The organism is Anaerovorax sp. IOR16, assembly GCF_017168145.1.
Lineage (GTDB): Bacteria > Bacillota > Clostridia > Peptostreptococcales > Anaerovoracaceae > IOR16.
Genome location: NZ_JADQTL010000009.1, coordinates 464,242 through 490,088, shown reverse-complemented (window position 1 = coordinate 490,088; position 25,847 = coordinate 464,242). Strand labels below are relative to the sequence as shown.

General features: G+C 35.9%; 25 protein-coding genes, 1 pseudogene and 1 riboswitch. Of the genes and pseudogenes, 8 read left to right on the top strand and 18 right to left on the bottom strand.

Features of this window, described 5'->3' with window-relative positions; translation table 11 throughout:
- Positions 1-43: 43 nt before the first annotated feature.
- The 4 genes from I2490_RS05875 to I2490_RS05860 all read right to left on the bottom strand — a co-directional run bounded on the left by I2490_RS05875 (position 44) and on the right by I2490_RS05860 (position 3,095).
- Complete coding sequence (locus I2490_RS05875) at positions 44-1,162, bottom strand: BMP family ABC transporter substrate-binding protein (protein WP_206458835.1); 1,119 nt, start codon at positions 1,160-1,162, stop codon at positions 44-46.
- A gap of 46 nt (positions 1,163-1,208) precedes the next feature.
- Positions 1,209-1,781: a xanthine phosphoribosyltransferase gene (locus tag I2490_RS05870; protein WP_206458834.1), complete on the bottom strand. Its 573-nt coding sequence runs from the start codon at positions 1,779-1,781 to the stop codon at positions 1,209-1,211.
- A gap of 168 nt (positions 1,782-1,949) precedes the next feature.
- Entirely contained in the window at positions 1,950-2,435 is a 486-nt protein-coding gene (locus tag I2490_RS05865) for an HD domain-containing protein (RefSeq protein ID WP_206458833.1), read from the bottom strand.
- Complete coding sequence (locus I2490_RS05860; RefSeq protein WP_206458832.1) at positions 2,436-3,095, bottom strand: chloramphenicol acetyltransferase; 660 nt, start codon at positions 3,093-3,095, stop codon at positions 2,436-2,438.
- Positions 3,096-3,274: 179 nt separating this feature from the next.
- Positions 3,275-3,385, top strand: a riboswitch (TPP riboswitch).
- A 73-nt stretch (positions 3,386-3,458) separates the two neighbouring features.
- Between I2490_RS05860 and I2490_RS05855 the strand changes: the two genes are divergently transcribed.
- Genes I2490_RS05855 through I2490_RS05840 form a run of 4 tightly spaced genes read left to right on the top strand, consistent with a single transcriptional unit; the run spans position 3,459 to position 6,290 of the window.
- Positions 3,459-3,761 carry a thiamine-binding protein gene (locus I2490_RS05855; RefSeq protein ID WP_206458831.1) on the top strand — a complete coding sequence of 101 codons (303 nt, stop codon included), beginning with the start codon at positions 3,459-3,461 and terminating at the stop codon, positions 3,759-3,761.
- On the top strand, positions 3,730-4,506 hold the full coding sequence (locus tag I2490_RS05850; RefSeq protein WP_206458830.1) for an ABC transporter permease: 777 nt from the start codon (positions 3,730-3,732) through the stop codon (positions 4,504-4,506). The genes I2490_RS05855 and I2490_RS05850 overlap by 32 nt, the downstream gene beginning before the upstream one ends.
- A gap of 2 nt (positions 4,507-4,508) precedes the next feature.
- Positions 4,509-5,522 carry an ABC transporter substrate-binding protein gene (locus I2490_RS05845; protein ID WP_209010581.1) on the top strand — a complete coding sequence of 338 codons (1,014 nt, stop codon included), beginning with the start codon at positions 4,509-4,511 and terminating at the stop codon, positions 5,520-5,522.
- A 12-nt stretch (positions 5,523-5,534) separates the two neighbouring features.
- Positions 5,535-6,290 (top strand): ABC transporter ATP-binding protein, encoded by a 756-nt coding sequence (locus I2490_RS05840; RefSeq protein WP_206458829.1) that lies wholly within the window; start codon positions 5,535-5,537, stop codon positions 6,288-6,290.
- Between the two features lie 97 nt (positions 6,291-6,387).
- Here the strand turns inward: I2490_RS05840 and typA are convergent, their stop codons facing one another.
- Positions 6,388-8,199: a translational GTPase TypA gene (gene typA, locus I2490_RS05835; RefSeq protein ID WP_206458828.1), complete on the bottom strand. Its 1,812-nt coding sequence runs from the start codon at positions 8,197-8,199 to the stop codon at positions 6,388-6,390.
- Between the two features lie 204 nt (positions 8,200-8,403).
- On the opposite strand from typA, the gene I2490_RS05830 reads away from it, so the two are divergent.
- The 3 genes from I2490_RS05830 to I2490_RS05820 all read left to right on the top strand — a co-directional run bounded on the left by I2490_RS05830 (position 8,404) and on the right by I2490_RS05820 (position 10,963).
- Positions 8,404-8,952, top strand: a complete 549-nt coding sequence (locus tag I2490_RS05830) for an N-acetylmuramoyl-L-alanine amidase family protein (RefSeq protein WP_206458827.1) — start codon at positions 8,404-8,406, stop codon at positions 8,950-8,952.
- Positions 8,953-9,074: 122 nt separating this feature from the next.
- Positions 9,075-9,791 (top strand): lysophospholipid acyltransferase family protein, encoded by a 717-nt coding sequence (locus tag I2490_RS05825; protein ID WP_209010580.1) that lies wholly within the window; start codon positions 9,075-9,077, stop codon positions 9,789-9,791.
- A gap of 14 nt (positions 9,792-9,805) precedes the next feature.
- Positions 9,806-10,963, top strand: a complete 1,158-nt coding sequence (locus tag I2490_RS05820) for a class I SAM-dependent methyltransferase (protein WP_206458826.1) — start codon at positions 9,806-9,808, stop codon at positions 10,961-10,963.
- On the opposite strand, the gene I2490_RS05815 is transcribed toward I2490_RS05820, so the two are convergent.
- The 13 genes and pseudogenes from I2490_RS05815 to I2490_RS05755 form a co-directional block, all read right to left on the bottom strand.
- A complete protein-coding gene (locus I2490_RS05815) occupies positions 10,954-11,637 on the bottom strand; it encodes a DUF3298 and DUF4163 domain-containing protein (RefSeq protein ID WP_206458825.1) in 684 nt (227 codons plus the stop codon). The two genes, I2490_RS05820 and I2490_RS05815, sit on opposite strands and share 10 nt — an antisense overlap.
- Before the next feature lie 14 nt (positions 11,638-11,651).
- Positions 11,652-12,221: a hypothetical protein gene (locus I2490_RS05810; RefSeq protein WP_245157097.1), complete on the bottom strand. Its 570-nt coding sequence runs from the start codon at positions 12,219-12,221 to the stop codon at positions 11,652-11,654.
- Positions 12,222-12,443: 222 nt separating this feature from the next.
- A pseudogene (locus tag I2490_RS05805) lies at positions 12,444-13,808 on the bottom strand (IS1182 family transposase).
- Between the two features lie 141 nt (positions 13,809-13,949).
- Positions 13,950-15,530, bottom strand: a complete 1,581-nt coding sequence (locus tag I2490_RS05800) for a Na+/H+ antiporter NhaC family protein (RefSeq protein ID WP_206458824.1) — start codon at positions 15,528-15,530, stop codon at positions 13,950-13,952.
- Positions 15,531-15,707: 177 nt separating this feature from the next.
- The gene (locus tag I2490_RS05795; protein ID WP_206458823.1) at positions 15,708-16,868 is read right to left on the bottom strand and encodes a PucR family transcriptional regulator; all 1,161 of its coding nucleotides are present in this window, start codon (positions 16,866-16,868) and stop codon (positions 15,708-15,710) included.
- A 126-nt stretch (positions 16,869-16,994) separates the two neighbouring features.
- On the bottom strand, positions 16,995-17,723 hold the full coding sequence (locus tag I2490_RS05790) for an amino acid ABC transporter ATP-binding protein (protein ID WP_206458822.1): 729 nt from the start codon (positions 17,721-17,723) through the stop codon (positions 16,995-16,997).
- On the bottom strand, positions 17,692-18,369 hold the full coding sequence (locus I2490_RS05785) for an amino acid ABC transporter permease (RefSeq protein WP_206458821.1): 678 nt from the start codon (positions 18,367-18,369) through the stop codon (positions 17,692-17,694). Before I2490_RS05785 ends, I2490_RS05790 begins: the two co-directional genes overlap by 32 nt.
- 77 nt (positions 18,370-18,446) lie before the next feature.
- Positions 18,447-19,166: a transporter substrate-binding domain-containing protein gene (locus tag I2490_RS05780; RefSeq protein ID WP_330634583.1), complete on the bottom strand. Its 720-nt coding sequence runs from the start codon at positions 19,164-19,166 to the stop codon at positions 18,447-18,449.
- 234 nt (positions 19,167-19,400) lie between these two features.
- Complete coding sequence (locus I2490_RS05775; RefSeq protein ID WP_206458820.1) at positions 19,401-21,296, bottom strand: DUF2207 domain-containing protein; 1,896 nt, start codon at positions 21,294-21,296, stop codon at positions 19,401-19,403.
- Positions 21,297-21,334: 38 nt separating this feature from the next.
- The gene (locus tag I2490_RS05770) at positions 21,335-21,889 is read right to left on the bottom strand and encodes a LemA family protein (protein ID WP_206458819.1); all 555 of its coding nucleotides are present in this window, start codon (positions 21,887-21,889) and stop codon (positions 21,335-21,337) included.
- A gap of 39 nt (positions 21,890-21,928) precedes the next feature.
- A complete protein-coding gene (locus tag I2490_RS05765) occupies positions 21,929-22,597 on the bottom strand; it encodes a uracil-DNA glycosylase (RefSeq protein WP_206458818.1) in 669 nt (222 codons plus the stop codon).
- A gap of 103 nt (positions 22,598-22,700) precedes the next feature.
- Positions 22,701-23,774: an elongator complex protein 3 gene (locus I2490_RS05760; RefSeq protein ID WP_206458817.1), complete on the bottom strand. Its 1,074-nt coding sequence runs from the start codon at positions 23,772-23,774 to the stop codon at positions 22,701-22,703.
- Positions 23,771-24,670: a LysR family transcriptional regulator gene (locus I2490_RS05755; RefSeq protein WP_206458816.1), complete on the bottom strand. Its 900-nt coding sequence runs from the start codon at positions 24,668-24,670 to the stop codon at positions 23,771-23,773. The genes I2490_RS05760 and I2490_RS05755 overlap by 4 nt, the downstream gene beginning before the upstream one ends.
- Positions 24,671-24,812: 142 nt before the next feature.
- On the opposite strand from I2490_RS05755, the gene I2490_RS05750 reads away from it, so the two are divergent.
- Positions 24,813-25,814 carry a YeiH family protein gene (locus I2490_RS05750; protein ID WP_206458815.1) on the top strand — a complete coding sequence of 334 codons (1,002 nt, stop codon included), beginning with the start codon at positions 24,813-24,815 and terminating at the stop codon, positions 25,812-25,814.
- Positions 25,815-25,847 lie beyond the last annotated feature (33 nt).

Here is a 25,847-nt window from a genome sequence, read left to right as displayed (position 1 = left end):
CCCTCCGATGTGTCTACTCTAGCAACAAATATTTTTGTTTTTATTATTGTCCGGTTGCACCTTTTACAAGCGTAACCATAGCAGAATCAGGATTGGAAATACCCCAAATTGCATCGCGATCCAAGGAAGTACCCGCTGGAATCATAACACTGCCATCATTGTATAATACATCCTTATCTCCTGCAGAGAAAACGTTAAATTCGCCAGATTCAATCTTAGCCTGAACCTCTTCTACTTTCGCTTTTGCTTCTGCGGATACATTTTCAGTCATTGGAGCAAGTTGTACATAACCATCTGCCATAGTGCCATAATAAGATTCCGGAGCCCAAGTTCCATCCATAATTTTCTGAATTTGCTCAATATAGTATGCTCCATGATTCCATACTGGTGCTGTTAAATAAGCTCCAGGTGCAGCAGAACTGCTGTCCATGTTGTAACCGATTGCAAATGCATTGGCTGTTTCTGCAGCAATCTGAGGACCTGCTGTATCACAATGTTGTGCAATTACATCACAGCCTTGATCTAACAATGCTTCTGCAGCTGCTTTTTCTTGAGCAGGATCATGCCAGTTTTGAGTATAAATTACCTTTACTTCTACATCTGGGTTTACAGACTGTGCTCCCAATGTAAAGGCATTAATTCCAATGATCAATTCGGTATAAGGGAAAGCTGCAACGTATCCAAGCTTATTGCTCTTTGTTGTCATACCTGCAATAATACCGGAAAGATATCTAGGCTGTTCCATTGCACCGAAATAATTTCCAAAGTTTGTATCGTTCATTTTATTTCCGGAGAAGTGAAGGAACTTAATGTCCGTATATTCCTTAGCTAATTCTTCAATTGGATTCATGAAACCAAAACTAGTTGCTACGATTACCGTTGCACCTTGATCCATCAGGTTAATTGCCGCATTTTTTACAGCCTGAGATTCTTCTGCAACACTTTCTACCTTTAATGTTTTTACTTTTTCCTTAAAGTGATCTTCCAAAGCCTGTCTGCCATTGTCCTGTGCTTCAGAGAAACCGCCATCGCTTGCCGGTCCAACATAAATGAAGCCTACGGTCAATGCATCAGTTTCTTCTTCTTCTGTTGCTCCGCCACAGCCAGCAAATGCGCCCATTACAAGCACAAGTACCATTAATACTGCCAAAATTCTTTTCATGTTCATTCTCCTTCTTTTCTTATCCTTTGTTATTTCATCATTTCTATTATAGAAATTCTATGTTATCGTCCTTGATGGACTTTATAACCGCTAGGGATTCAACACGATAGCCTTTTTTTCTCAGTTTTTCACCGCCGCCTTGAAATTGCTTTTCGATGACTGCTCCAAGTCCAATTACTTCACCGCCAGCTTGTTTAACCAAATCAGCCATACCAAATGCTGCTTCGCCATGTGCCAAGAAATCATCTAAAATAAGTACACGATCACCCTTTTTTAAATACTTTTTTGCGACTCTGGCAACGGATACAGTTCCCTTTGTAAAGGATTTTACTTCAGATCCATAAAATTCATCAGTCATAGTATTTGGTGCTGCTTTTTTTGCAAATACTACCGGTACATTTCCAAAATGCATTGCAGTAATACAAGCAATTGCGATTCCAGATGCCTCAATCGTCAAAATTTTATTTACATTTTGGTCTCCAAACAATCGTTTAAATTCTTTTCCAATTTGATCTAAAAGTTCGACATCGATCTGATGATTTAAAAAAGAGTCAACCTTCAATATCTCTGTACCAATTCCGACTCCATCCTGTAATATTCTATCTTTTAAAAGCTGCATTTTTTGCCACCTTTCTTTCTGTGAACCACATCTATATTATAATGAATGAACATCCATCTCGTAAATAGCTTTCTCAAAATTTCGGAATAAATTCCTACAAAAAAACCAGTTTTTGGACAAAATGACGAACGTTAAAAACAGACACCTGTTTAAACATTCGTATATTTTTTATTCTTCTTCCTCAGGTTGATTTCTTTTTATATATTCTTCATAACGCATTTGCTGTGCATCTCTTACAAAGGGTATTCCATACTGATAGCAATCGACCACATCAGCATCCTTTACAATTTCTTCAATCCAACTTCCTATTTTAGATTTTCTGCTATGATTTTTTACTGCAAGAGAGATTATTTCAATTTCTTCTTTTGTAAAAAGTTCTAACTTGTCCAAAAAATCTTTTACAGGATGATACCCTTTTTCTGCATGCCCTTTTTGCTTTCCGGTTAATATACGTCCAAAATCATGCACACTGCAGGCGCAAGCTGCAAGCTCCGGGTCTTGTCCTTTTTCTTCTGCCATTAAAAAGCCCAATCGAGCACAGCTTGCCATATGAACGCGCTCCCAATCTAAGCTCTGATCTCGCTCTTCCACCTTTCCTTCTTGTTCTTCTATTACACGTAAAAGTGCACTTTGTAATTTTAAAATTCGATTCATTTAAATCCACTCCTCTGCTTTCTGCACGATATTCTGTATGTCATTGAGTAATTTGCATGAATGATACCCGTCTGCCACGGCATGATTTACAAAAATAGAAAGTGGAATCTCTATTTTCCCTTCCTTTTCTATATATTTCCCAAAACTTATAACTGGAAAATACATATGCGGCTCTGAAAAAGTATCGCAGCTGTAATTACTAAAATGAAGCCACGGAACGCCCGAAATGGGACAAAAATTTTGTAGCTTATTCGGCTTTGCCTTTACCCCTTTTACCTCTTTATACCGCACTATATCCTCCAAAGCATTTTTATAAAAAACAGTAAACTTCGGATTAAACTCTGTCCATATATCGGAAAAGGTATGATCATCCTCGTGAAAAATAGTATACGACGGATGCAAAAAATCCCAATACCCCAATCTACCTGATTGATCTACCTGCATTCGAAATTCCTTATTCTGATTGATGCCCTTTATTATGGCAAATATAAAGGTAGGATAAAATCGAATCTCTTTCTCTTTTATCCTTTTATGCAATGCAGTAAGATCAATGTTTGCCGTTAGATTGTAATTGGTACGCACTAATTTTGTATAATACTCAAAATGCTCTCGTCTTTCATAATGATCCATATCTACAAAATGAAATTCTGCTGTTTTCATGCAATTAACTCCTTTTTCACACTCTCGAAAACATGCTCTTTCAATCATTATTGTACCAGATTTCTCTATAAAATGCACTTTCTGATAAATATCTATGGTATTTCAAAATATATATAATTTACTCTGCTATAAAAGGTTGACTTTTGCACGTATCAAGTCTATCCTATTTATGATGCAAATACATTACAATGGGGAGCTGGATGAATCCGGCTGAGAGTGAAACTGATTGGTTTCTGACCCAAAACCTGATTTGGATAATGCCAACGTAGGAACATATTGTTATATTCTTCTGCGTAGGTTTACCTACGCAATTTTTTTTACGCATTAGATAAATCAAATAAAATAATAAAGGAGTAAATCATTATGAATCAACCAGAAGCAAGTATTGCAATCCAAGTGCTACCTGATGTCGAAGGCGAGGAAGTTATTCGTGTTGTGGACAAAGTAATTGACTACATTAAGTCTACCGGTTTAAATACCTATGTCGGACCATTTGAAACGACCATAGAGGGAGATTATGAAACCCTAATAAATATTGTGAAGGAGTGTCAGCTTATTTGCATTCGAGAAGGTGCGCCAAGCGTTGCCTCTTACGTAAAAATTTTCTACAATCCAAATGCGGGGGTATGGAGCATTGACAAAAAAGTTACAAAGCATCACCAATAAGCTATATCCGCTTTCGTTTCTTGCATTGCTCCTTCTTTTATGGGAGATGATTTGCAAGATGAAATTGGTTCCAGCTTTTATGCTTCCATCCCCAGGAAGTGTGGTGAAAGCCTTGATCACAGATTTTCCGCTTCTAATGCAGCATTCCATTACAACCTTTCAAGAGGCTGTCATTGGACTCTTTCTTAGTGTCATCTTTGGAGTTCTCATTGCGGTAATCATGGATCGATTTTCTATATTATACAAAGCAGTTCATCCGGTTATCATATTAACACAAACGATTCCAACTATTGCAATTGCCCCTTTGCTGGTACTTTGGATGGGTTTTGGTATTGCTCCGAAAATCACTTTGATTTTTATTACTTGTTTCTTTCCGATTGTAATCAATACTTTAAGTGGATTACGTGCAGTCGATCCTGATTTAATCCGTTTAATGGAAAGTATGGGAGCAAGCCCTCTGCAAATCTTACTTCGTGTTAAATTGAAATCAGCAAGAGAATCCTTTTTTGCAGGTCTCCGCGTTGCCGCTACCTACGCGGTTGTCGGAGCTGTCATTTCCGAATGGCTCGGAGGAATGCAAGGCCTTGGTGTATATATGACACGCGTACGAAAATCTTATGCATTTGATAAAATGTTTGCCGTTATTTTTTTAATCAGCATCGTAAGTTTAATTGTAATGAAGCTGGTGGATATCATTGAAAAAAAATCAATGCCTTGGAAATACTTAAACAAAGGAGAAGAATAAAAATGAAATTTTATAAAATAAAAAAACAAACAATACTTGTTTTAATCCTATCATTGCTTTTAGCATTGACTTCTTGTGGAACAAAGAATCAAGTTGAAAACACTGCTGAAAATCTGGAAAAGATTACATTTGTATTGGAATGGTCTCCAAATACCAACCATACCGGCGTATATGTTGCACAAGCAAAAGGATATTATAAAGATCTGGGATTGGATGTTGAAATTGTCGCACCACCAGAAAGCGGTGCATCCAGTTTGGTTGCCAGCGGCAAAGCACAGTTTGGAGTCGATGTACAAGAAGCTTTAGGTACAGAGCTTACCTTAGAAAATCCATTGCCAATTACTGCAGTGGCTTCCATTATCGATCATAATACTTCAGGCTTAATTTCCGCAAAGAATAAAGAAATTGATGATTTTTCCAAGCTTGAAGGTAAAATCTATGCATCTTGGGAAGGTGCTACTGAGCTAGCAATTATGAAGCAAACAATGACGGATGCCGGTTGTGACTATAGCAAACTCAAAACCGTACCTGCACCAGCTACGGATGCAGTTTCCTTAATCCAGTCAGGTGATATTGATGTTGTATGGGTTTACGAAGCTTGGGACGTTGTTTCTGCAAAATTAGCCAACGTTGATTATAATTTTATTAAATTCAGTGATGAAACACCTGTCTTGGATTTTTATACACCACTCATCATTGCAAACAATGATTATTTAGAAGAAAATCCAGAGACTGCTAAGAAATTTATGGAAGCAACCGCTAAAGGTTATGAATATGCAATTGAGAATCCAGAAGATGCTGCTCAAATTTTAGTGGATGCGGTGCCTGAACTTTCCTTAGATTTGGTTACTGCGAGTCAGCAGTTTCTTGCAAAAGAATACAAAGCAGAAAAAACAAAATGGGGAAGCTTTGATGAACAGCGTTGGACTGCATTTTATGACTGGATGTATGAACAAAAATTAATTCCTTCTCAATTAGGAAATACCGGTTTTACAAATGAATATCTTCCTCAATAATAGGAGTTTTCTATGAACACACATAATACAGCAGCTTTAGAGGCAATTTCTATCTGCAAAAGCTATGAAAATGAACCAATTATTGAAGATATTTGTGTAAAAATAAAAAAAGGAGAACTGGTTTCTCTTCTTGGTGTCAGTGGCATTGGAAAAACAACACTGTTTCACATTCTATCCGGGCTTGAAAACCCAGATTCCGGTACAGTAAAGATTTATGGTGAAACAGTTACGGGTCACTCTGGAAAAGTAAGTTATATGCAACAAAAAGATCTTCTTTTACCATTTGAAACGATTTTAAATAATGTATGTATGCCTCTTTTCCTGAAAGGAACTTCCAAAAAAAACGCGTATAAGCAAGCAAGTTTACATTTCGAAGAATTCGGATTGAGCGGATGTGAAAACAAATATCCATCTCAGCTTTCCGGAGGCATGCGTCAGCGTGCATCACTTCTTCGCGCTTACTTATTCTCCGATCAAATTATGCTATTGGACGAGCCTTTTAGTGCACTGGATGCTATTACAAAAACCACAATGCATCGTTGGTTTTCCAATATTATCTCTGCACATCGGACGTCAACTCTATTCATTACCCATGATATTGATGAAGCCATTGTACTTTCGGATCGAATCTACATTATGTCCGGTGTTCCAGGGAAAATCACACATGAATTATTAATGAATTCCCAAAATCGGTGCAATCCCGAATTTAATACAACAAAAGAATTCTTAGAAATAAAACGAGATATTTTACAAAAAATCAATAGCTGATAGGGAATAATCTTTCCTGTAAAAAAGACTGTGATAAGCTATTTTAGCAGATCACAGTCTTTTTTTATTTATATTATCTTACAGTTTTTAATTAATTTTATCTTCCCGCTCTACGGCGCTCCAGTTCTTTTAACAGCTTCTTTCGAAGACGAATGTCTGTTGGTGTAATTTCTACTAATTCATCATCATCAATGAATTCCAAGGCCTCCTCTAAAGTAAAGACTCTAGGGGGAGATAGCTTAATCGCATCATCATTTCCAGCAGCACGCATATTAGAAACTTTTTTCGCCTTGCATGGATTAACAATCATATCCTCATTTCGGCTATTCATACCTACAATCATACCTTCATATACTTTAACTCCTGGGTCAACAAACATCATCGCTCTTTCCCCAATGTTGTTCAATGCATAAGGAGTCGTAACCCCTTCTTCCTGTGCAATAACGACACCGTTGACTCTCTGTGGAATTTCTCCCTTGTATTCCTCAAAACAATCGAATCGTCTTACAAATGTCCCTTCTCCTCTGGTATCATTGATAAACTCACTTCGATAGCCAAGCAATCCTCGTGTTGGAACTGCATACTCCAATCGAGAACGTCCATCCTTTCCGGACATGGACTTCATAATTCCCTTACGCATGTTTAATTTAGAAATAACTGTCCCAGAGTATTCATCCGGTACTTCAATAACTACCTCTTCAATTGGCTCCATTTTTTTACCTGCTTGGTTTTTATGCATAATAACTTCCGGCTTTGATACAGCAAGTTCGTAGCCTTCTCGTCTCATATTCTCAATTAAAATGGAGAGATGCAATTCTCCTCTTCCGGAAACCTTAAACCCATCTGTGGTATCCAACGGTTCTACAATCAGCCCTACATTTACTTCCAATTCTTTTTCCAAACGTTCTTTTATATGTCTTGTGGTTACAAATTTTCCAACCTGTCCTGCAAATGGAGATTTATTTACCATAAAGTTCATGGAAAGAGTCGGTTCTTCAATGTGAATCATCGGCATCGGATCTGGTTTTCCTTCATTGCATATGGTCTCCCCAATACTTATGTCCGAAATACCGGAAATTACTACAATATCACCACATTCTGCTTCCTCAACCGGCATACGTTTTAAACCACGATATACAAAGACCTGATTGATCTTACGATTTACAACCGTACCGTCTTCTTTTGTAACACTAACAGTTTGTCCGCTTCGAACCTTTCCTTTATAGATACGCCCAATACCCAAACGGCCAATGTAATCATCATAAGCAAGCGTAGAAACTTGCAGCTGTAATGATTCCTCTGTCATATCCGGATATGGCTCTACATGGGAAGTAATCGTATCAAACAACGGTAAAATATCCTTACCTTCATCCTCTAATTCACACTGAACAATTCCATGCTTTGCAACTCCATATAAAATAGGAAAGTCTAATTGCTTATCGCTTGCTTCCAACTCCATAAACAACTCATAAACCATATCAACAACTTCAATAGCTCTTTGATCCTTTTTATCAATCTTATTGATTAAAAGAATCGGGTTAAGCCCCATTTCCAATGATTTCTGTAACACAAAACGAGTCTGCGGCATAGGGCCTTCACTGGAATCTACTAATAAAATTACAGTATCTACTGTCTTAATAATTCGTTCAACCTCTGAAGAAAAATCAGCATGTCCCGGAGTATCCACAATATTAATTTTAACATCTCCGTGCATTACGGAACAATTCTTAGAATAAATCGTAATGCCTCTTTCTCTTTCAATGTCATTGCTATCCATGACACAGTCTACAACTTCTTCATTTTCTCGAAAAACTCCACTCTGCGATAAAAATGCATCTACCAGAGTTGATTTTCCTGCATCAACGTGAGCGATTACTGCAACGTTGATTATTTTTTGCTTTCTTGCCATCCATTTCCCTGCTTTCTATACTACTTTTTATATTTAAGAGAAAATGCTGTATTACATAAAATACCTCAATTTTCCTTTTTTTTGAAATAGTTTTTTCAAACCTTATAAGTATAGCATAAAATAACTGAACGCACAATTTTTTTTAATATTTCATACAATACCATATCCCTAATAATTTTAAGATATTTTAAAAGGAGATTTATTATGCCAAGCCTATATTTGAGTCCTTCTGTTCAGGAAGACAATAATTATATCAATGGTGGAACAGAAGAATATTACATGAATTTGATTGTAGATGCTATGGTTCCTTACTTAAGAGCAAGCGGCATTGAGTTTGACAGGAACAATCCAAATGACAGCTTATCTCAAGTCATTGCACTATCCAATTCAAAATACCGTGACTTGCACCTTGCTCTTCACTCCAATTCTTCACCAGAGAATTTATCGGGAATGCTGCAAGGACCAGATGTCTATCATTATGCTTACAGTCCAAGTGCACAACGAGCTTCAGACATAATAGCAGAAAACTTAGAAAGCATATATCCTCTTCCAAATTTAATAACGGTCATTCCTACAACCACTTTAGATGAACTTCGTCGAACAAAAGCACCAGCTGTTTTAGTAGAACTTGCATATCACGATAATTTTGATGATGCCCAATGGATCAAGGATAACATCAACTCCATTGCGCGAAATCTTTCTTTGTCTCTGGCGGAATACTTTGGAGCTCCTTTCCGTGAATCTTTTCAATGATTTTACTTTGAAATAAAGGCTGCTTAAAAGATGCTTTGCTTCTTCAGGCTCTGCGGTAGACTTTTCTAACAAAAACTGCTAGAATATTTTTATTGAGTCTACATCAGAAAGGAAATTACATAATGCGTACTATCATTTGGTTTTCATATTTTATTTTATATTTAGTTTGTATTTTTCCAAAAACCAAACGTGTGGAAGCAATGCTCAAACATGGTGAACAAGAAAAATCCGCTTTGATTATTCAGTCAACCGTCCAAACTTGGGCAAGCAATCTTTTAAAAGCAGCCGGCGTTCACGTTACCGTATCCGGAAAAGAGAATCTACCCGATGAACCTGCACTCTTTGTTTCGAATCATCAGGGTAATTTTGATATCCCAATTTTACTTTGCAAACTGGGTCCTTTAATGCCAATTGTCGCAAAAAAAGAACTAAAAAAACTTCCTATTATCCGAACTTGGATGAATTTTTTTAACTGTATCTTTATGGACCGTAAAGACCCACGTCAATCACTGCAATGCTTAAAAAGAGCGCAAGAGCTATTAGAGCAAGGACAATCCCTCATTATTTTTCCGGAGGGCACCAGAAGCAAAAGCAGCTCCGTGGGTGAATTTAAACCAGGTTCACTGCGTTGTGCATTAAAATCCGGAGTTCCTATTGTCCCAATTGCTATTCAAGGTTCTTACTTAGTTATGGAAGCTCATGGTTTTTGGATACACCCGGCAGAAGTGCATGTAACCATTTTGCCGCCGGTTTCAACAAAGAACCTAACGAAGGAACGTACAAAATTAATTAGTGAAGAAATTCAAAAATCAATTTCTGACATAGTACAAGCTAAATAGAGAGGAAACTATCTATGGAAAAATTTATTCAGCTACTTGAGCAGTCGATCTCTCAAGAATCGCTTATTTATATAAGTTTTGGCAATCTAAGACAAAAATCCAATCCATATCGCAAGGTAACTTTGCGTCCCGTTATTTTACGCGACCAACTTTTCTACCAAGCGACATATCATTATGAAAAAAAGGTAACCCATGAAAATTTAAAACAAAACGAGTGTCAGTCTTTTTGTATTCAACTACTAAATAATACATTCAAACAGTGTAATTTATTTTGTGTAGAAGCAGACTATCAAATACTTGCTGCAAAATCAGACAAGCTTAAAATTATAAAAAAATCACCAAGCAAAACAAAAGATATTAGTCAGCTTTCTCACAACCAGGAAAAGCAATATTTAATTCCGGATGGACAGCCATGTGACTTTTTAATTTGCCTTGGTGTAATGACTAAGGAAGGCAAAGTCATCCAAAAACATTACAATAAATTTCGTCAAATCAATCGTTTTTTAGAAATTATATCGGATGTCATCGATTATCTACCGGATAATCCAAAAATCATTGACTTTGGATGCGGAAAGGCTTATCTTACCTTTGCACTGTATTATTACTTAAATTTTAAATTGAAAAAGAAAGTTACCATTGTCGGACTTGATTTAAAAGAAGATGTTATTGACTTTTGTAATGGAATTGCTAAACAATTACATTACGATGGACTAACTTTTCAAATGGGCGATATTGCTGAATACCGCGAGACTGCGAAAGCTGATATGGTAGTCACACTTCATGCTTGTGATACTGCTACAGATTTTGCTTTAATGAAAGCCGTTTCATGGAATGCTTCAGTTATTTTATCCGTACCTTGCTGTCAACACGAACTATTTTCACAAATTCAAAATGATATCAATATGCCAATTTTAAAACAAGGCATTTTAAAAGAGCGTTTTTCTGCAATTCTCACTGACAGTTTACGTACATTAAAATTATCGGAGCATGGATATGATGTATCTATGATAGAATTTACAAGCTTGGAACATACGGCTAAAAATATTATGATTCGAGCAGTCTTAAATCAAAATACAAAACATAGTCAAACAGCAGCAATGAAAAAAGCCGCAGAAGAATTCAAAGAGCTCTGCAGCTTTTGGCATGTAAATCCAACGATCGCTCAATTATAAAAAGAGCACATCTTTATAGGGTCTATGACACAATCACCATATGGTATTAAAAATTCTCTTATACCACTGGAATACGGTGCTATATCATATTGTAGATAATAAACAACGACTCCTTCGGGCGTGCAGTAAAAATTCTTTGGATTAAACGTTTCTACCACAAGCGTTTCATAATCATCAAAGTAGAATTCGGGTTCTTTTTTTATTTGCTCTAAAACCTGATTCAAAATATAAGTTCTATGATTTAAATAACAACCAAATAGCTGACTCAATTTCACTTTATTCCCATTCTGTAAGTCAAATGTATGTGCATATCTCATGGTATTTCCGTGGGCCCCGCCCATATACGCATACTGATCAAAATAAAGGCTAAGTATGCAGCCGCTATTATATGTTATTTCATACGCCACGTAAGCGGCATATGGATTCATCGGAAAACCATTTTCTACATTGAACTTATACTGCTCCACAGCCATATTATACAATTCTGTTGTAACATAGTACTGATATTCCAATGCTCTTCTTTTATAAAAACGGTTTATTTCATTTAAAGCCATGATATAAAAGCTTGAATAAAATTGCGGATACTCGATTCGATAAACCAAAACGGTATTCCCATCATATTCCATTTTTTCTTCTAAAACCATGTTTTTTACTGTAACAACACTTTTTTGCAAACGATTACCTCCTTTTAATATAATATTTGAACCGTAAGTGCATTTGTCTGAGGCGGTATGCTTGCTGTTTGAAAGCTTGCACGCTCAATTCGTACAATTTGACCTGGTCTTATCGCTCTTATCGAAATCCGATTTCCATATCGACCTCTTAGCTTTGTTGTTTCACTGATTACATATCTTATTTGGCTGTAAATATCATCCTCATATCCGGTTAATATATAATAAAAACCATTGTAATTTTCTACGCTTAACACGTGACCCTCTTCTATGATGGAAAATTCATTTTCTTTCACAACATTAATTCGGTATGCTCTAGCTTGCGGAGGATTGCTTCTTGTCATTGCAGAAGAGAAAACGGCATTTATGACCATATCCTCTTTTAGATTCCTTAATCCTATTCTTCGTCCAAATTGATCTCTGATTACCGTATTTCTTCCCACCAGTAAAATTAAAAAATTTTCATCTGTAACTTGGTCATTTTCAACACTATCATAAGTAATGGTAACATAGCCGGTTCCGTTTTGAATAAAGATGGAACTGATAACCGCATTTTCTATTTGCATTGTATTGCTTCTCGCATTCATTTTTTCTACCTCATAACTTTGATACTTTATGAATTGTAAACTATATACTATGTATATTAGTTTTTGAAAAAAAGGTTCGTATCAAAAAAAATGGACTCTTATTGAGTCCATTTCAGACTGTAGACAAAATACCTTGCTAAATTTATATTCTTATAATTTCTGCAAGGTATTTTCTATTTTTTCTATAAAGCTTTTAAAAAAAGAAAAAATAAAAGGATATCTCTATGCCATTTGATTCCTTCTTTCAGATTTATGAATCCATGTTGCTAGTTTTTTTAGATTCATGGACGCAAAAAGAAGATTCAGTTCCATTTCTATCTTCTGAATCCCTCGATATTGTGTATAACGCATATTATGTTTTTCTTTTGCATCTGCAAAGACTCGCTCAATGGTTTGACTCCGTAGTTTGTAAAGATCTCGATACTTTGGAGTATGACGAATGTCCTCACATTGCTCTATGTAGTTTTCCCATATATGACGTGTGACTACTTTTACATGGTCCTTACTTGCTGTGCATTCTGATAAGGAAGGGCAACTCTTGCAAATTTCTCCTTTACTCTTATATTCCCGATACCCTTCTCTATTTGTTGTAGTATAGTTTAACACTTGGTTTTCTGGGCATACAAAGCAATCATAGTATTCATCATAAGCATATTCGTGTTTTTTAAAATAACCATTTTTTGTCATAGGTCGTTTGTATGGTAGGATAGGAATTCGTTTATCTTTGAGTATTTCTCTAGCAATTGCAGGTGTTTTATATCCGGAATCCATTACAATATTTTTTACACCTTTATATCTTTTTACTTTTTCATAAATCTTTGGGAATGCAACTGAGTCATGTACATTTCCTGGATTTGTATGAAAAGCAAGTATGTAATTGTTTCGATCGCAAGCTACATTTGCAGCATAAGCAAATACTACCTTATGCTTTCCTTTATGAAATACACCGCAATCCGGATCTACGGTACTTTTCTTGATTACTTTTGTCTTTTCTTTGGCTTCCGTTTTTTTTTACAAGCTTGTTTTCCTCGTTCAATGCGATCTTCGTTAATTTCTTTCATTAGTTCTTTTTCATAGTATTTAACGGATTCCAAAACGGTTTCTTTTTCACTGTTATGGTTATTTGCACTTGCTTTAATATGTGTACCGTCAATGAAAATGCTTTCTGAATTAATGAATTCATATTCCATGATTTCAGCAATGACTCTTTGAAAGATTTGTTCGAATAAGTCAGTATTTTGAAACCGACGAGAGTAGTTTTTACCAAAGGTAGAAAAGTGAGGAATTTCTTCCTCTAAACTATAACCAAGATACCATCGATAAGCTACATTCGTTTGAATTTCTTTAATGGTCTGTCTCATGGATCGAATACCAAAGGTATATTGAATGAGGGTAATTTTAATTAAGACAACAGGATCGATGCTTTCTTTTCCCACATCCAGAATACAAATCTTTTACAAGGTCATAAATGAAAGAGAGATTAATCGCAGTATCTATCTTACGAATAATATGATCTTGTGGAACAAGAGAATTCAAGGTTACCATTTGAAATTGATCACGACCTAATAAATCTTTCTTACCCATCATAAAGCAAATACCTCCATGTATTTATACATATATTTTATGTATTACATTATGTAAAAAAAACTGTAGGCAAAGATAGAGATATCCTTGTCTACAGTCTGAAATGGACTCTTATTGAGTCCATTTTATCTTTAATGATTGATTTTATTTAAATGCTTCTGCATCCGTCCTTTTACCTACAAATCGAACAAACAGTGCAATTCCTAAAATGCCGATTGGGAGTAATACAAACGCTTTTAAATGAAGGAATCCAACTAATAAATAACCTATGATTGCACAAACTGCCGGAACAAGTGCATATGGTATTTGCGTTCTCACATGATGTAAAATATCACACCCTGAAGTTGAAGAGGATAAAATACTAGAATCAGAAATTGGGGATGTTTGATCTCCAAAAATACATCCGGACAAAGCAGCTGCTATTGTTGCAATCACTAGCGGTGAATTGATCGGATCCTCTGCATATGCAATTGCTAATGGAATTGCAAGCGGGAAAATAATTGGCATTGTTCCCCATGATGTTCCTGTACTGAAAGAAATTAAACAGGAAATAACAAATACAATTGCAGGAATAAAGCCTCCTTGAATATTGGAAGACATAATATGTATTAAATAATCAGCAGTTCCCATGTTATTAATTACGCCGCCTACTGCCCAGGCTACCGTTAAAATCATCATTGCTTCAAATAACCCTGCCGCACCTTTTAGCCATGTTGCATAAATTTCGCTCATCTTCATTCCAATTTTAAATCTTGCAATGATCGCTGCTACAATACTTGAGAGTACTGCTGCCCAAACCGTAACTGGCATTGGATCCGCATTTCCGAAGCAAGTTCGAAAACCTTCCAGTGAAAACGGATCAATTACACCTTCTAGTCCCTGATAACCAGCATACCAAATTCCAAAGAAAATAACACAAACCATCGTTAAAATAGGTAAAATCGCATAATAAATTTTACCATTTGGTTGCTCTTCTTTTTCGTCTCCCATACTTATATGTGCATCGTCTTCAAAAAGCTTTCCGGTACTTCTCGTTCTACTTTCTGCTTTATACATTGGTCCGAAATCACGCATCAAAAATGCAACAGCAAAGGATATTACAATTGCAAAAATATTATAAAACATATATGGAATATTTTTTATAATAATCGCAAATGCATTTATTTCATAGCCTTCTGCAAAAAATGCATCCGTTACCAGTCCCATTTCCATACCAATCCACGTTGTTAATACTGCAATACCTGCAACAATCCCGGCTGTCGTATGTACAATATAAGCTAATTTTTCTCTAGAAACTCCCAAACGGTCAGTTAACGGCCGCATTGTAGGACCTACGACTAATATATTCGCATAATCATCAAAGAAAACCAGACACCCTAATAACGTTGTAATCAATTGAGCTCCCCGTGCATTTTTTGCTTTTTTAGCAAGCTTGTTCGCAATTGCCTGAGTCCCTCCCATCTTAGCAACTAACGTTACCATACCTCCTAAAGTTAGAGTAAATGCTATGATTGCAGCATGTCCGGCATTTGTCATTGCATCGCTAATATATACTTGAAAGGTATCCATAAATCCGTAAATTGGATTAAAACCTTGCATTATAGTTGCTCCAACAAACGTACCAATCAATAAAGACAAAAGTACTTGTCTTGTAAGAAATGCCAATACAATTGTTAATATAGGTGGAATAACACTTAAAAATCCATAATCAATACATGTTTCCATACGCTCCTCCATTCTAGCCTTACAATATTACATTGCAATTAATTTTTTTTTAAAATACTTTCACCTGCATTACCCCCAATGATTAAAAGAACAAAACCTCCTTTTTTTCATTGTATCATCATGAAAAAAAAGAGGTTTTGTATTAATTCTAATAGTTTTTTAAGTTTTTTGTAGTGTTTAACAATTGATTTTCAAATATTCATATAATTTAATTGCTAAATACAATTGTTCATAAAATCCATCCCTATCTTCTTCTCTAAAATTCAGAACTTGCCGAAGCTTCTGCAATCGATAACGAATGGTATTTGGATGTTGATGCATTACAATTGCCGTTTTGCCGATATCACCCGCATTATTAATATAATGGACTGCTGTTTCCACTAAATTTGATTTTTTTTCAGTATCATAATCTAAAATTAAGCCAATAAACTTATGATATTGAATCATCATATCACTCTCTTCTCGAATCGGCAGAAGCCATTTATAAATTCCAATTTGATCATAAAAAAGAATTGATTGATCCCATAATTCACAAATTTTTTCTACATACAGACTACTTTCAACTGCTGCTGTAAATTCCCTCGATTTGTCTTTGCATATCCCTACGCCAACATAAAACTGTTTTAAGTTAATTCCCAATTCTTCTAAAAATGTACTGGCATCCATAGCATCTTTCGTATTATGACTCAATAAAAATAAAATTCCTTCACCATATTTAATAAAAGCACTGGAAGGATCGGTCATTAACTTATAATTTCGCATATGCAATGTTTCTGCAAGTGATAATAAAAAAGTATCATCCTTTAAGTTTTTTTTGCAAAGATAAACAGATTGAATCCAATCTTTAAAATTAGGATTTACACAATATAAAAAATCAGAAATTTCCTGTTGTGTCTTATCTCCTTTTAAAATAGAACTTAATTTCTCTTCATGCTTCCAATAGCAAGATTTTATTTGAATGTCCTCTTTAATTGCACTGATAATTTCTTCCGTGTAAACGGTTTCACCATAGAAGAAAATGGGAATATTCTTCTGATTAGCAATTTGAATTGTGGAATTCGATAATTTATGAAAAAATATTTTTTTAATTGCGATTGCGGCAACGCCAATTTCTATTAAACCCTGTAAAAATCGATTTGCTAACTCTGGGTCATTCTTTGCAGCGAATAATGTGGTGACCACCAAGTCTCCTTTAAAAAAATATTTTGCTAAATCAGTCGGTGGTTCATATTCTAAAATACCTACATTATAAACCTGATTTCCAAGCCCGCCTTGTCCGGCAGCTAATTCTAAAGAATCCATAAAGGTATAATGCAGAATTTCTTTTACAGTCAGCATACTTTTCCTCATTTCACTCGTTGCGGTTTACTTTAATTATTTATTAGTTGATACTTATTTATTTTATATTATAACAAAAGATCAGATGTAATGAAACCATCTGATCTTTTTCATCTTTGATATCCTTTATAAAACCTTTTCCAAAAAAGCTTTCATACGGTCGTTTTTCGGTGCACCAAATATTTCATCCGGAGTTCCCTGCTCTACGATAACCCCGTTATCCATAAATACAACTCGATCCGCAACTTCTCTTGCAAAACCCATTTCATGAGTAACTACAATCATAGTCATACCATCTTCCGCAAGCTTCTTCATAACATTTAATACTTCTCCGACCATCTCCGGATCCAACGCACTGGTTGGCTCATCGAAAAGCATCACATCCGGTTCCATCGCTAAAGCTCTTGCAATTGCCACACGCTGCTGTTGTCCTCCCGAAAGATTCGCAGGATATTCATCCGCTTTTTCGGACAAACCAACTGCATCCAACAATCTCTTTGCCTTTGACTCCGCTTGTTCTTTGTTCATCTTTTTACGATCCAAAGGAGCCATCATAATGTTTTTCTTTACGGACATATGCGGGAACAAGTTAAACTGTTGAAACACCATCCCGATGTTTTCTCTAATTTTATTGATGTTTTGATGTTTGTCGGTAATCTCAAGGTCATCTACAATAATTGTTCCGCTTGTCGGTTCCTCTAAGGCATTAATACAACGTAAAAATGTACTCTTTCCCGATCCGGAAGGTCCAATAACACAAACAACCTCACGATTCTTCACTTCGAGGTCGATGCCCTTTAATACCTCCAAAGAGCCAAATCCCTTATGTAGATTTTTTACTTGCACTTTGGTCATGGAACATCCTCCTCTCCAGAATTCTTGACAACTTCGTAATAATTGCAACCACTATCAGATAAATGACACCTACCGTAGCCCAAATGATAGTCGACTCCATATTGCGAGCTACAATAATTTTCCCTACTTGGAAAATTTCTGCAACTCCAATAGCAGAAATTAAGGATACATCCTTTAAAGAAATGATAACTTGATTGGTCAGTGCCGGAATTGACATCCGAAATGCCTGCGGCAAAATAACCTTTATCATCGCTTTGCTATAAGGAAGACCTAAGCTTCTCGCAGCCTCCATCTGCCCTTTACTGATAGATTGGATGCTGCCACGGAAAATTTCTGCAATATATGCACCGGCATTTAAGCTGATTGCTACTGTTCCTACTGATATTGCATCAGAATTAAACGGAAGCGATTTTGCAATTCCAAAATATAAGAAGAACAACTGAACCAAAAGCGGCGTTCCTCGAATAATATAAATATAGGTACTTGCAATTGCTTTTAATATGCTGCTCTTTGAAATATTCATCAAGCAAGCAACCAATCCGATTATTATTGCAAAAATTAATCCGATGAAAGTAATTTGTATGGTCAGCTTCATGCCAATCAATAGCTTTGGCAGGGCTTCATAAACTACGTTAAATGCATTCATCGATTACTCCTCTGTTTTTTATTCCTGAATATAAGTATCTAAAATTTCTTGATATTTTCCGCTGTCTTTTAAATTCTTCAATCCAGCGTTAAACATCTCGATAAGGTCTGTATTCTTATCCTTTTGTACAGCAAATCCATAAGAAGAACCCTGTTCTTTTCTGTTATAATCTTTAATCCGTTTCCTTGTGCTACGCCATAACCAAGCACTGGATAATCTTCAAAACAAGCAACAGAATTTCCAGCCTTTACGTCTTCATACATAAAGGAAGAGTCTTCGAAAGATACGGTCTCAAATCCATACTGATCCTGGATCGATTCTGCAAAGGTTGCGCCCTCTGTACCGATTTTAACAGCAACTTTTTTACCCTTTAAATCATCATAACTCTTTGTAGTATCATCCGTAGCAGCAATACCCATTACTACACCAGAATCAAAGTACGCATCGGAAAAATCAAATTTCTGTTTACGTTCGTCAGTGATACTCATACCTGCAATAACGCCATCAACCTGACCAGCTTCCAAAGCCTGAACTGCTGCATTGAAGCCTAATACCTGAAGTTCGTATTCAAACCCCTGATCTTCAGAAATGGCTTTTAATAGATCCATATCGATTCCAACAAAATTACCATTTTCATCTTCAAATTCAAAAGGAGCAAATGTTGTATCGGTACCAATCACGAATTTCTTTGCGTCATTTCCTGCATTATCATCATTTGCAGCGCCACCGCAACCAGCCAAAGTAAGAACAACCATCATCATAACTAATAAATAAGCCGTTATTTTATTTCTTTTCATGTTTTCCGTCCTTTCTTTTCTCTCATCTCTCAAAAAATTCCAATAAGCATTCCAAAAAACGATTCGTTTCCACGACGTCAAAAAAAACGCGCAGAAACGAACAGTTTCTTACCTTTATATTTTACGATAGTTGTATACAAAAATGCAATATATTACTGTTAACGAAATTGTATAAAAATTGTCTATATGTATACAATTTTTATGAATTATTTGTTTGAAGTCACCAATTTAATATTACCAGCTTCCTCCTCCACCGCTACTCATTCCACCTCCTGAAAAGCCGCCGCCGGAAGTAAAACCGCCGCCGCCAATCGTTCCTACATTTCCAGAAGAAGGAATTACGATGCTGTTTTGCATGGCATTTGTATAATGATGAAAGGAATGTAAAAAGACATAGCTAGTAAATAAATTACCGTTATAACTGGATTGGTACCATTCAGGCGGTGCCAGGGCGATCGTTTCAAATTTCTTAGCCCAGATATCCGTTAATCCAAAAACGTACGCATACGGCAACACATGATAAAAATATTTCGGATTTTCCTCAGCTAATGTTTTAATTCGATGTAGCTCCGCGGTACGAATAAACTCCTTAAATCCCAATATTTTACCCATAATCTCTACGCTGTACTTTGTTCGTCGCTTCATTGCAACTGCACAAATCATACAAACAAACGTAGAAAGTGCCGCCAATACACTTGCAAACGGTAAGTTTAAAATAAAGATACTTTCTACAATAAAAATACCCAAACCAAAGCCGCTAAGGAAAATGGTCGCAACACTCATTCCAACCTTAAAGCGTTTTCGTGTGTTGTCCTTCCGCTCATACATACTTCGCATTGTAGCATAACCAGCTAGTGTTAATGCGACTGCAGGCAAAAACATCAGTGTATATCCAAAAGAAAGATACCGATACCCCACTCCTAAAATTGCAATGGATAATAAAGGATTCATTAAGACCAATGCAGTTATGATTTGAGCAAATATGGAGGTTCTTGTAAATACAAGATTTCCTCTTTTCTTGGTAAATTTTCCTTTTAATTGACTCTTGCTCGCTTGGAAAGCTGCATAGAAATCTTTCTTTAATTCCTCCATATTTACTGAATCTCTGTCGGTAAATATGCCTCGAAACAAGGTGTGTTCATAGGTTTCTGCCGATTCAGGCAAGTCCTTTTTCTTAACCAGTCGGAAGTTGTCTGTCTCTTCTTCAATTATCTCTAGATATCCTTCATTGGCAAAATGAAGAATCATAGACACGACATCATTATTATCGACGACTCCATCCAATATGTAGCCGATTTCTCCCGGTGTGACTCCCTCCGGTGGATAAAATTCTACCGTCTTCACTACTTTCTGATCTTTTCCAAAAAACCACCATAAAAGGATACTTATAACCGCTGCAAGTATAATTAAAATATACATGGCAACGCCCATCCAGTCGTTATTCCTTTCTCCTACAAAATAACCTTCGGGCAAAACAATACGAAGAGTTACACCTTCTCCCTTCAATAATTCTCGGTTAATCGAGCCTTTAAGATTATTTCCCTCTACGCTCCATTCAACACGTGATATATCGTTACTGCCATAGGCTCCTGAAATAAACTCTACATTGGATTGATCAAAATTCTTTGGCATTTTTATTGTAAAATCTGCATTTTTTATGGATGTCTCCCACTCTCCCTGCAGCAACCCCCAATAAAGCTGATCAAGGTAAGCATCTCCATCCTCATGCCCTATCACTTGATAACGCAGTTTATAACTTACTGGACCGCTTAACGTAATATCAGGATCTCCAACGCGTATAACTATGTTATTATTTTCATAACTGATTTCATTTTCAAATCCCGGCGTTTCAATATCCTTAATTTTTAATTTATAATGTTTTGTTACCGCTTCTCCATTTCGTTGGTAATCTATCGTGCCTGTTTTCGGTATATAACGATAGATTCCATGGCTTGGTGATGTAAAATTAACAGTGATGTCTTCCTCTACATAGAAGGAATTATTCTCTTTTACATCAAGACTAACATCATATTGTTCGGTCTCAAAGCTTGCACCATAAACGGTAAGCGGCAAGGCAATGAAAACCAATCCAACAAAAAAAACAATTGTGTTTTTTAATAACCCTTTCATAATAATCCTCTTTCCCTTTATCAAATCCCCTGCTCTATTTAAAATTGAACTTTTACTGCATCCCTCTGCGCTTGATCGTCTACCTCAAACATTGTTTTTCTTGTAAAATGAAATATCCCCGCTATCAAATTACTTGGAAACAGCTCTGTCTTTGTATTAAACTCTTTTACGACCGCATTATAATATTTTCTGGCACTGGCAATTTCATCTTCTAATTTTTGAAGTTGACGTTGTAAATCCATAAAATTTGTATTAGCTTTTAAATCCGGATACGCTTCTGCTACAGCAAATAGACTTTTTAATGTCGCTTGCAGCTGCGTTTCTCCCTTTAACTTTTCTTCCATCGAATTCGCTGATGCTGCCATATTCCGGGCAGCTACAACTTTCTCTAACGTTCCCTGTTCGTGAGCGGCATATCCCTTTACGGTTTCCACCAAATTAGGTATTAAGTCATATCTTTTTTTCAGATAGACATCCATTGTGGCAAATGCTTCTTCGATGCGATTCCTCATGGTAATAAAACCATTGTACCCTGCAACAAGCCATATTGCGATTATACCGATTACAATCGCTAAAATAATCCATCCTAACATTATTCTCTCTCCCTTTTTCTTTTGTTTTTCATACTGATTTTAATCTTCAATAACCCAGTTTATGTAATCCCCCCCATCCTTTAAAAAATCATTGGCCTTAGAAAAATGTGAACAACCCCACCATCCATTGTAAGCTGACAGTGGACTTGGATGTGCCGCTGTTAAAATCAAATGACGATCATTATGTATTAGACTGCGTTTTGATTTCGCATTTGCTCCCCAAAGCATAAATACCATCGGCTTTTCACGCTCATTTAATAATGAAATAACTTGATCAGTAAAGGTTTCCCAGCCTTTTCCTTTATGAGAATTGGCTTCTCCAGCTCTCACCGTTAAAACGGTATTGAGCAATAGAACTCCTTGATCAGCCCAGCTTTCCAAATTTCCATGTGATGGCGGTTTCATGCCTAAATCTGATTCCAATTCTTTAAATATATTAACTAAGGAAGGTGGTTTTGGTACTCCTTTTTTTACAGAAAAGCACATACCATGTGCTTGTCCAGGACCATGATAGGGGTCTTGTCCTAATATCACAACCTTAGTATCTGCATATGCTGTATGTTTTAATGCATTAAAAATATCATACATCGATGGATAAACGCCTCGACTTTGATATTCATTAATTAAAAATTTACGTAATTCCTGATAATATGGTTTATCAAATTCTCCTTTTAATACCTCATCCCAATCATTTCCGATGTTTACCATCTATATATTCCTTCCCTTAAAACTCTGTTTTTGCTTTTTTATGTCACAAACGAGACCATTATACTTTAAATTTTTATCGAACGCACGTAATTTTTTGAATTTTTCACAAATTTTTTAGAAAATATTTTCCTTCCTCAAGTGATGAATCCGTTTTGAAACGAAAAGATAACTGAGGATATTTTTCTTCAAAATAATATTTGTTACATCGACAATTACCTATCATATTGGAAAAGCTTGTGCCTTCGCATAAAAAAGTAACGACTGTTTTTTTCCTTTTACCCATTTTTTCATTCTTTAAAAGGTTTTCTGCCTCATTTTGATTTTTTAACCAAAGAAATAGCTGCCTTTCCAACTCTTCCTTAGCAAGTTCTCCTTCAACCAATTGCCGAAAGGCTGGGTGATAAGTCCCAGCAACGGTATCACCGCTTTCGCTGATAATCTCCGTACTTTTTAATCCAACTCTTAATATGGTGATATTATTTTGGCGTAACTTTCGATACATATCTTTCGTTGTACGCAGCATCTCTTCACTTGAAAACGGCTTAAATGTACCCTTCTGAAACCGTTCAAAAAGTTCGGTATCCTTTAAAATCACAGTTGGATAAAGTCTTGCAAGCGACGGGCCTATTTTAATCGTTTCTGCTACAGATTCCATACACTTCTCATAGCTATCACCGGGTAGTCCAATCATTAGCTGAATGCCAAGTTCAAATCCGTAATCCTGAATCATTTTACATGCAGAATATACAATTTCGCGGGTATGGCCTCGATTAGAAAGACATAAAACCTCAGGATCAAAGGATTGAACACCCAGCTCAATGACGTCTACTGTAAATTCTTTCAGTAAGTCTAAAATTTCTTTATTTATATAATCCGGCCTTGTCGAAAGATGAATTTTATGAATTTCTCCTGCATCTTTATATCTTTTTGCTATGCTAAGGTATTCCCTTTGCTCTTCCATTGGAATCCCCGTAAAGCTCCCTCCGAAAAAAGCAACCTCAATAACCTCTAACTCCCTATTTTGCAAAGTTGGTAAATATTCTTCAATTCGTTTTTCAATCTCACCTATTTCAAAAGGTTTTTGCTTTGCTGTTATTTTTTTCTGATTACAAAAAACGCAATCATTCGGACAACCCTTATGGGGAATAAAAATAGGTATGATTGCATGTTTTTTCATAAAACCAACTTCTCCTTTTCTTCATAAAACCTTAAAAACCAATTACGATGTTCTTCTTCATGGATGTCATTTTTTAAATACACAAAATTGAACTCCCTTGAAATATTAACGTCCATTATTTTTATTTCCTTTAAAGTTCCTTCCTCCAATTCCTTTTTTACCGCCTTACGATAAACAAAGGTAATCCCCAAATTATCATGAACCATCTGTTTAATCCCACGGATTGTTCCTAACTCGAGGATTGAAGAAAACTCTTTGACATTATGATTATGCTCATGCAATACCTGCTCGAGGATATCTCTCGAGCCAGATCCCTTCTCACGAAGAATCAATCGTTCCGAAAAAAGAGTTTCCAGTGTAACGAAAGACTTTACTAATGGATTTTCCGGTGCACATACTGCAATAAAATCTTCTTTTGAAAACAGAAGACTGTCATAACGAGATCGATCAAAATATCCTTCTAAAAAAGCAAACTCTATGTTTCCTTTCTCAAGCATTTCGAGCAGTACTTCTGTATTTTTAACCTCCATTGTAAGATGTAATCGAGGATTTTTCTTCAGCAATCGAGCAATGATAAACGGCATTGCATACTCTCCAATGGTTAGCGTTGCTCCAAATGCAATTGGCTCACAGCTTCCCTTTTCAGATGTCATAAGCAATTCAATCTTTTTTATACCTGCCTCCATAGTCGCAACATAATTTTTCAAGCGTTCTCCATCATAAGTAAGTTGCATGGATCGATCTTTATAGACAAACAACTTTGTCCCATAATGCTTTTCTAAATAACGAATATGCTGCGTAACTGCAGGTTGTGTAATATGTAACACCTCTGCCGCTTTTGTATAACTACCTTCATTGCAAACTGCAAGTAAAGTTTTCAATCGAAAATCAAGCATAGTTTCCTCTATAAAATAAATTTATATATTTATAATAATATATAATTTTATTTTATACTATTAATTTGCTAAAATCAACTAGTAGCGCGCTTAACATCAAATTGTAATATTATAAACATTTAGTTCTAGTAAAGGAGTTTTTATGAAAAATCGAATTCCAGGAATTATTCTTTGTCTTATCTTAGCAATGCCTGCTTGGTTTTTGGGACATTATTTCCCTATTGTTGGAGGACCCGTTTTCGGTATTCTTATTGGTATAGTAATTGGTTTTATCAAATTACCTATATTTTTTGAAACCGGCGTAAAATATACCTCTAAAAAATTACTTCAATACTCCATTATCCTGCTTGGTTTTGAAATGAATTTATTTCATGTTTTACGTGTAGGAAGCCAATCTTTATTGGTTATCCTATTTACTTTGACAACTTGCTTTTTGACTGCATATTTTGTAGGTAAATTTCTAAATCTTGACGGCAATACAACGACTTTAATCGGCGTTGGAACTTGTATTTGCGGTGGTTCTGCCATTGCGGCAACCGCTCCGGTTATCGGTGCAAATGAAGAAGAAATTACACAAGCCATTTCTACAATCTTCTTATTTAACATTGCTGCAGTATTTCTGTTTCCTGCACTCGGTCATGCACTTTCACTTTCCGATACCGGATTCGGGATGTGGGCAGGTACTGCAATCAACGATACCTCTTCGGTGGTTGCTGCGGGCTTATCTTGGAGCAACTCTGTCGGAAACAATACCGCATTATCCTTTGCCACTATTGTTAAACTGACACGAACATTGATGATCGTTCCAATTACAATGGTCCTCGCAATTTACACCTCTAAAAAAAGAAAAACGGATTGCGACCATTCCAGTTTTTCTATCACAAATGTCTTTCCGTGGTTTGTATTGGGTTTTATTGCAACAGCAATTTTCAATACCTTTGCAGACATTCCAGTGCAAATTTCAGAAGGCTTTGTCGTTCTAGGTAAATTTATCATTGTTATGGCTATGGTAGCAATTGGACTTAATACCAACATCCGAAAGCTTCTTACGAATGGCCTTCGACCCATTTCTTTAGGGCTGAGCTGTTGGTTTATGGTTGCAGCTGTTTCACTTTTAGTGCAGTATTTTATAAAATTATTATAAGCTGTGAATGTTGCAATAAGAAAAACAGAGTAG